Source organism: Vulcanococcus sp., from assembly GCF_044369115.1.
GTDB lineage: Bacteria > Cyanobacteriota > Cyanobacteriia > PCC-6307 > Cyanobiaceae > Vulcanococcus.
In genome coordinates this window covers 1-6,054 of sequence record NZ_JBIPMN010000160.1, presented here as the reverse complement: position 1 = coordinate 6,054, position 6,054 = coordinate 1, and the positions used below count along the sequence as shown (strand labels likewise).

At 63.3% G+C, this 6,054-nt stretch carries 6 protein-coding genes and 1 pseudogene; 2 read left to right on the top strand and 5 right to left on the bottom strand.

The features are described 5' to 3' along the window. On the top strand, positions 1-962 hold a 962-nt coding region (locus ACIQ2E_RS11645), incomplete at its 5' end, for an AI-2E family transporter (RefSeq protein WP_398330586.1). After that, positions 959-1,827, top strand: a pseudogene (locus ACIQ2E_RS11640) (AI-2E family transporter). The gene ACIQ2E_RS11645 and the pseudogene ACIQ2E_RS11640, both read left to right, overlap by 4 nt. Before the next feature lie 7 nt (positions 1,828-1,834). On the opposite strand, the gene ACIQ2E_RS11635 reads toward ACIQ2E_RS11640, so the two are convergent. The 5 genes from ACIQ2E_RS11635 to ACIQ2E_RS11615 all read right to left on the bottom strand — a co-directional run bounded on the left by ACIQ2E_RS11635 (position 1,835) and on the right by ACIQ2E_RS11615 (position 6,012). Continuing rightward, positions 1,835-2,014 (bottom strand): hypothetical protein, encoded by a 180-nt coding sequence (locus tag ACIQ2E_RS11635; RefSeq protein WP_398330583.1) that lies wholly within the window; start codon positions 2,012-2,014, stop codon positions 1,835-1,837. Positions 2,015-2,037: 23 nt separating this feature from the next. Continuing rightward, positions 2,038-3,000 (bottom strand): protein translocase subunit SecF, encoded by a 963-nt coding sequence (gene secF, locus ACIQ2E_RS11630; protein WP_398330580.1) that lies wholly within the window; start codon positions 2,998-3,000, stop codon positions 2,038-2,040. Continuing rightward, entirely contained in the window at positions 3,000-4,481 is a 1,482-nt protein-coding gene (secD, locus tag ACIQ2E_RS11625; RefSeq protein WP_398330577.1) for a protein translocase subunit SecD, read from the bottom strand. Before secD ends, secF begins: the two co-directional genes overlap by 1 nt. Positions 4,482-4,511: 30 nt before the next feature. Further along, the gene (locus ACIQ2E_RS11620) at positions 4,512-5,495 is read right to left on the bottom strand and encodes a pyruvate dehydrogenase complex E1 component subunit beta (RefSeq protein WP_398330574.1); all 984 of its coding nucleotides are present in this window, start codon (positions 5,493-5,495) and stop codon (positions 4,512-4,514) included. 169 nt (positions 5,496-5,664) lie between these two features. Further along, on the bottom strand, positions 5,665-6,012 hold the full coding sequence (locus tag ACIQ2E_RS11615; RefSeq protein ID WP_398330588.1) for a DUF3082 domain-containing protein: 348 nt from the start codon (positions 6,010-6,012) through the stop codon (positions 5,665-5,667). Between the last annotated feature and the right edge of the window lie 42 nt (positions 6,013-6,054).

Genomic DNA, 6,054 nt, shown 5'->3' with positions numbered 1-6,054 from the left:
CAGCGGTCGTGCTGGCCATGGCGCTCTGCACGATCGTTGGCGTGGTGCGGGAGCGGCTTCGCTGCAGCCGCCCGCTGGCGCTACTGCTCAGCCTGTTCGGCTTGCTGGTACTGGTGGCTGTGGCCCTGGCCGCGGTGGTACCGCCGTTCCTGGAGCAGTTTCAGCAACTGCTGCTGCAGCTACCGCTGGCGGCGAATCGCGCTGGCGCGCTGCTGCAGGAGCTGATGGATGTGAGCAGCCAGATGCTGTACGGCCAGCAGGCGCTCGATTGGATCAAACAGAGCTGGGGCAGCGGAGGCAGCAGCAATGAAGCCCTGGGTCAAGGGCTGCAGAACCTGCTGGATCTGGCGGGCAACCTGGGCGGAGGCCTGCTGCAACTGTTGTTTGTGCTGGCGGTGGCGTTGATGATCGCGGTGCACCCCACCGCCTACCGGGAGGTGGCGGTGTTGCTTGCTCCCTCCTTCTACCGGCGGCGGCTGCGCGAGGTGTTGCTGCTGTGCGGCGATGCCCTCAGCAGCTGGATGGGCGGTGTGCTGATCAGCTCCCTGTGTGTAGCCCTGCTGGCAGGGATCGGCCTCTCGCTGCTGGGTGTGAAGCTCGTGGTGGCGAATGCCCTGCTGGCTGGCCTGCTCAATGTGATCCCCAATGTGGGGCCCACCTTGAGCACGATCTTTCCGATGTCGGTGGCGCTGCTGGTGTCGCCGTGGAAAGCGCTGGCAGTGCTTGGGCTCTACGTGCTGGTGCAAAACCTGGAGAGCTATGTGATCACCCCCTCTGTGATGCAGCGGCAGGTGAATCTGTTGCCAGGGCTCACCCTGGCGGCTCAATTCCTGTTCACCGTGCTGTTCGGGCCGCTCGGGCTGCTGTTGGCTCTGCCCCTGGCGGTGTGCCTGCAGGTGGTGATTCGCGAGGTGTTGATCCACGATGTGCTCGACCCCTGGCAGCAGCAGCGCACCCCATGACCCTGCGCGGCCTGATCGGCTTGTTGGCCCTTGTGGTGCTCGGCCTGCTGGCTTGGGAGCTGCGCTGGGTGTTGCTGGTGCTGTTCGGTGCCGTGGTGCTCGCCGTGGCCCTGGATGTGCCTGTGAGCTGGCTGCGGCGCTTCACACCGATGAACCGCCCCCAGGCTCTGGTTGTTGTGGTGGCACTGCTGCTGTTGGGGGGCTGGCAGCTGGGTGAATTGCTGCTGCCCGAATTGATCGAGCAGGTGGGCAGTTGCTAGGTTTTGCCGGAGGAGCAGCCAACAGCACGATTCAGCTGCTGCTGATGGTGCTGCTGGCCCTGCTGCTGGTGCTCGATCCCCGCAGCCACCAGCGTCTGGTGCTGGCGGCAACCCCCGCCCACTACCGGCCCATGGCCGGTGAGCTCCTGAGCGCCTGTCGCGAAGCGCTGGGTGGTTGGCTCGCGGGGATGACGATCTCGGCCAGCGCCGTATTTGTGCTCACCTGGGGCGGACTCGCGGCTCTGAAGGTGCCCCTGGCACTGCTGAGTGGCCTGGTCTGCGGTCTGCTGACCTTTGTGCCCACGATCGGCCCCACCGTGGCCACGCTGCTGCCTTTGGCGGTGGCGCTGCTGGTGTCACCGGCCATGGCCTTGCAAGTGCTGATCCTTCGGCTGGTGTTACAGAACGGCGAGGCGTTTCTGCTCACCCCCCTCCTGTTGAGCCGCACGGTGAACCTGCTTCCCACCGTGGCGCTGATGTCTCAGCTCAGCCTAGGTGCCTTGCTGGGCCTGCCCGGTGTGCTACTGGCGCTGCCGCTCGTTGTCGTGCTGCAGGTGCTCTCCCAGCGTGTACTGGTGGAACAAATCATGGATCGCTGGCTCTGATCGCTCGTTAGCGGCTGCAGCGGATCATCCAGGGCGTGAGCAGCAGTACAGCGATGGCAAGCGGGTGGTGGCGGGGAATCTCCGCGACGCTGGCGAACGTGAAGTGATCGGCGAGCAGCTGCAGTTCCGTCCTCAAATCCAGTAGGGCCAGCAGCACCAGAACAATGGGAACCAGAGGCAGCCGCAAGGGACGCTGGCCCTTCAAAAGCCTCATTGTCGCGCCAACAACGGCAACAGCGTTGGAGCAATGCCGATGCTCGACCAGCTGCCCACGGCGATGCCCACGGTGAGCGCCACTGCAAACCAAAACAACGTGCTGCCTCCAAAGAAGATCAAGGCCACCAACGGCAGCAGGGTGGTGAGTGATGTAAAGAGGGAACGCGTGAGTGTGGCGTCAACGGCCACATCCACCTGCTCGCTCAGGGGCAACTCGCGCAGCGTAGTTTTCTGCTCCCGGATCCGGTCGAACACCACCACTGTGTCGTTCACGGAGTAGCCCGCCACGGTGATCAACGACACCGCAAACAGGGAATCCACCTCAATCCCGGCGAGGATCCCGAGCCAGGCGAACACGCCGCAGGTGATCAGCACGTCGTGCGCCAGGCAAAGCAGAGCCAGAGCCGCGAACACCCGGTCGTAACGAAAACTGATGTAGACCGCGATGGCCGCGAAGCTCACCAGCAACGAGATCAAGCTGCCCTTGAGCAACTGATCACCAAGGGTCGGACCGATCGTGTTCACAGAAGTGGCGGCTGGATTGAGCACACCAACCTGTTGCTGCACAGCCGCAACAACCGCACTGGCCTGTTCCGGATTGAGATCGGGCAAGCGCAACGTCAGCGACCGGCCCTGATCCAGCACCTGCACACCGGCAGCACTGAGATTGGGCGGGGTCTGTCCGTTGGCCTCCGGCAGGCTGAGCTTGGAGAGAGTGGCGGAAATCTCAGCGGAGGTGAGGTTGGAGCAGCTCTCTCCGCACTGCCGCTCAAGCTGGATCTGGGTGCCACCTGTGAAATCCAGGCCCGGTCGCAACGGCGCACCGATGCTGGGATTCAGCCAGCACAGCACCAGACCCACAACGCTCAGTAGGCAGGCCAGGCCCGATCCCCACCAGGCGAGGCGGCGATAGCGACTGATGCGGAAGCGAGGTGATGGAAGGGTTGAGGTGGACATCAGGCGGCGCTGGTGGGGAGCTGATCAGCAGGCAGGAAGTAAGCGGTACGCCGCAGGCCGGGATAACTCGTTGCCAGGCGCAGGATCGTGCGGGTGCAGGTGAGCGCCGTAAACAAGCTGAGCACCAGACCGATCGCCAGGGTGACGGCAAAGCCCTTCACCAGGCCCGTACCGAGGGCAAACAGAGCGGCACAACTGATCAAGCCGGTGACGTGACCATCGACGATCGACGACAGGGCAAGTGAAAAGCCTGTATCCAGCGAGCGAATCAAGGTGTTGCCGCTGCGCAGCTCCTCCTTCACGCGCTCGAAGATCAGGACATTGGCATCCACTGCCATACCCACCGAGAGGATGAAACCAGCGATGCCCGGCAGGGTGAGCGTGACCGGAATCAACGCGTAGATCGCCAGGTTGAACAGTGCATACAGGCTGAGGGCTAACACCGAAACAAAACCAGGCAGGCGATACACCACCACCATGAACACCGCCACCAGGGCCAGGCCTGAAAGCGCGGCGATCAGGCTGGAGCGGATGTTCTCTGCGCCGAGGGACGGCCCCACAGTGCGGACCTCAATCAGCTTCACCGGCAACGGCAGCGAACCGCCTCGCAGCTGCACCTCCAGATCGCGCGCTTCTTCGGCCGTGAAGTTGCCGGTGATGCTGGCGGCTCCACCAGTGATCCCCGCTGGCTTGAACTCAGGGCCCACACTGGCTTCGCTGATCGAGCGGCCGTCAAGCACGATCCCGAGAAGTCGGCCGCTGCCGGCGATGCCCTGGGTGAGCTCGGCGAATTTGCGGCCGCCTTCGGTGTTGAAGGCCAGGGTCACATCCCAGCCGCTGCCGGTCTGTTGCTGCTGACGGCCGGCGCTGGTGAGGTCTTTACCGGTGAGCTGGGCGGGCTCGTAGAGCTCAACGATGCGACGATTCACTTCTGTCAGCAGCTGCTCCAGCTGCTCGGTTTCACTGCTACCGGCCGGCACCTGGATTCCGAGCTGATCAAGCGCCTTAGCCAGCTCTTCCGACTTGATCTCTGGTTGGGGCTGGCCCTCGGCCTGCTTCTGAAGGCTCTGGTTCAGCACAGCCTGGGCCTGGCGCTTGAGCTTGAGCAGACCAGTCATCTCCTGCTCAGTGCCGGGCTTCTGAGCGCGAAATTCGAGCAGGGCCGTGGTGCCAAGCACCTTGGCAGCACGGCTGGGGTCCTGCTCTCCTGGTAGCTGCAGCACCAGTTGATCGTCGCCCACTGTCTGCAAGGTGGATTCAGCCACGCCGAGACCATTGATGCGGCGATCGAGCACATCTTTCACCGCCTCCAGCTGCTCGCTTTTCACCTGCTTCACCGCGCCTGCAGGCAGCACCTGCAGCGTGAGCTGGCTACCTCCCCTGAGATCAAGCCCGAGTTGAAGGGGGAAACTCGCCAATACGGCACCAGCCGCAATCGCGAGAGCCAAGATCAGGGCAAACCACCCCTGTTGACGCGCCATCAGTGTTGCGAGGGGGTTAGGGAATGGGGATCAGACCTGGCCGCTCTTGAGGGCCTTGGCCGCTTCCACGATCTGATGAGGCTGAATGATCGTGAGGTTCTCGAGGGTGCCGTTGTAAGGCGTCGGGATGTCCTGGGAGGACAGACGCACCGGCCGGCAATCAAGATCGTCAAAGCACTGCTCGGTGATCAGGGCCATCAGCTCGGCGCCGATGCCACCGGTCTTCATGCACTCCTCCACGATCAGAACCTTGTGGGTCTTGCGGATCGAGCGCGAGATGGTCTCCATATCGAAAGGCTTGAGGCTGATCAGATCGATCAGCTCCACACTCACGCCGTCTTTCTCCAGCTGCTCCACCGCCTTGAGGCAGTGGTGACGCATGCGCGAGTAGGTCAGGATCGTCACGTCGGATCCCTCTTTCACCAGATCGGCCTGGTCAAGGGCGCAGATGTAGTCGCCCTGCGGGATCTCTTCGCTGAGGTTGTAGAGCAGCACGTGCTCAAAGAAGAGCACGGGGTTGTTGTCGCGAATGGCGGCCTTCATCAGGCCCTTGGCATTGGTGGGGGTGCTCACCGCCACGATTTTGATGCCTGGCACCGCATGGAAATAGGCCTCAAGCCTCTGGCTGTGCTCAGCGCCCAGCTGGCGGCCCACACCACCAGGACCGCGTACCACGGCCGGAATGGTGAAGTTGCCACCGCTGGTGTAGCGGAGCATCCCCATGTTGTTGGAGATCTGGTTGAACGCGAGCAGCAGGAAGCCCATGTTCATGCCTTCCACGATCGGGCGCAGGCCCGTCATCGCGGCGCCCACGGCCATGCCGGTGAAGGCGTTCTCAGCGATCGGAGTGTCCAGCACCCGCAGCTCGCCGTATTTGTCGTAGAGGTCTTTGGTGACTTTGTAGGAGCCGCCGTACTGGCCCACGTCTTCCCCCATCACGCACACGTGGGGGTCGCGAGCCATCTCTTCGTCGATGGCTTCGCGCAGGGCGTTGAACAGCAGGGTCTCAGCCACAGCGGAGCACTCAGTCCGGCTCTGGCCGGTCGCTGCGCCAACTTATCTCAGCCGCCTGCAGCAAAGGTGAGCAGCAGCAGCACCGAAAGCAGCATCCCTGGGGAGAGCAGCAGCACCAGCAGCTGCAGGTCGTGGGCAGTCATCGCTCAGCAGGCTCTGCTAGCCCAGGCTAGGGAGTTTGCTCCGCTTCGCTCCAACCCGGCATCAAGCTGCGCAGGAATGTGAAAAACAGCCCAAGCCCCACGAAGGCAAACGTGAAGGTGGCCAGGAAGCTCATCCCCACGATCAGCGTCTTCATGAACACCGCGATGCTCTGGGCAAAGCGCACGTCGTAGTGGGGCGGATGCTCGGCGTAATAGCCCACGATCCGCTGGGCCAGCTGCAGCGCCAGCCAGCCAAAACCAAAGCTGGTGAGCGATCCGCTCAGAAAGCTGATCGGCCCCTTGCGCTGCCGTTTCGGGCTGCTGGCCTCACTGGTGCTGGCAGGAGTGGCTTTGGCGACAGGCTTCTCGCTCACGGGGTGGCGGGGTGTGGCGTCAGACCAGCGTGGCACCGGAGC

What these genes read in the sequence shown, in the direction of transcription:
- secF (WP_398330580.1), bottom strand. Translation starts at nt 3,000, where the DNA reads ATGTCCACCTCAACCCTTCCATCACCTCGCTTCCGCATCAGTCGCTAT.
- secD (WP_398330577.1), bottom strand. Translation starts at nt 4,481, where the DNA reads ATGGCGCGTCAACAGGGGTGGTTTGCCCTGATCTTGGCTCTCGCGATT.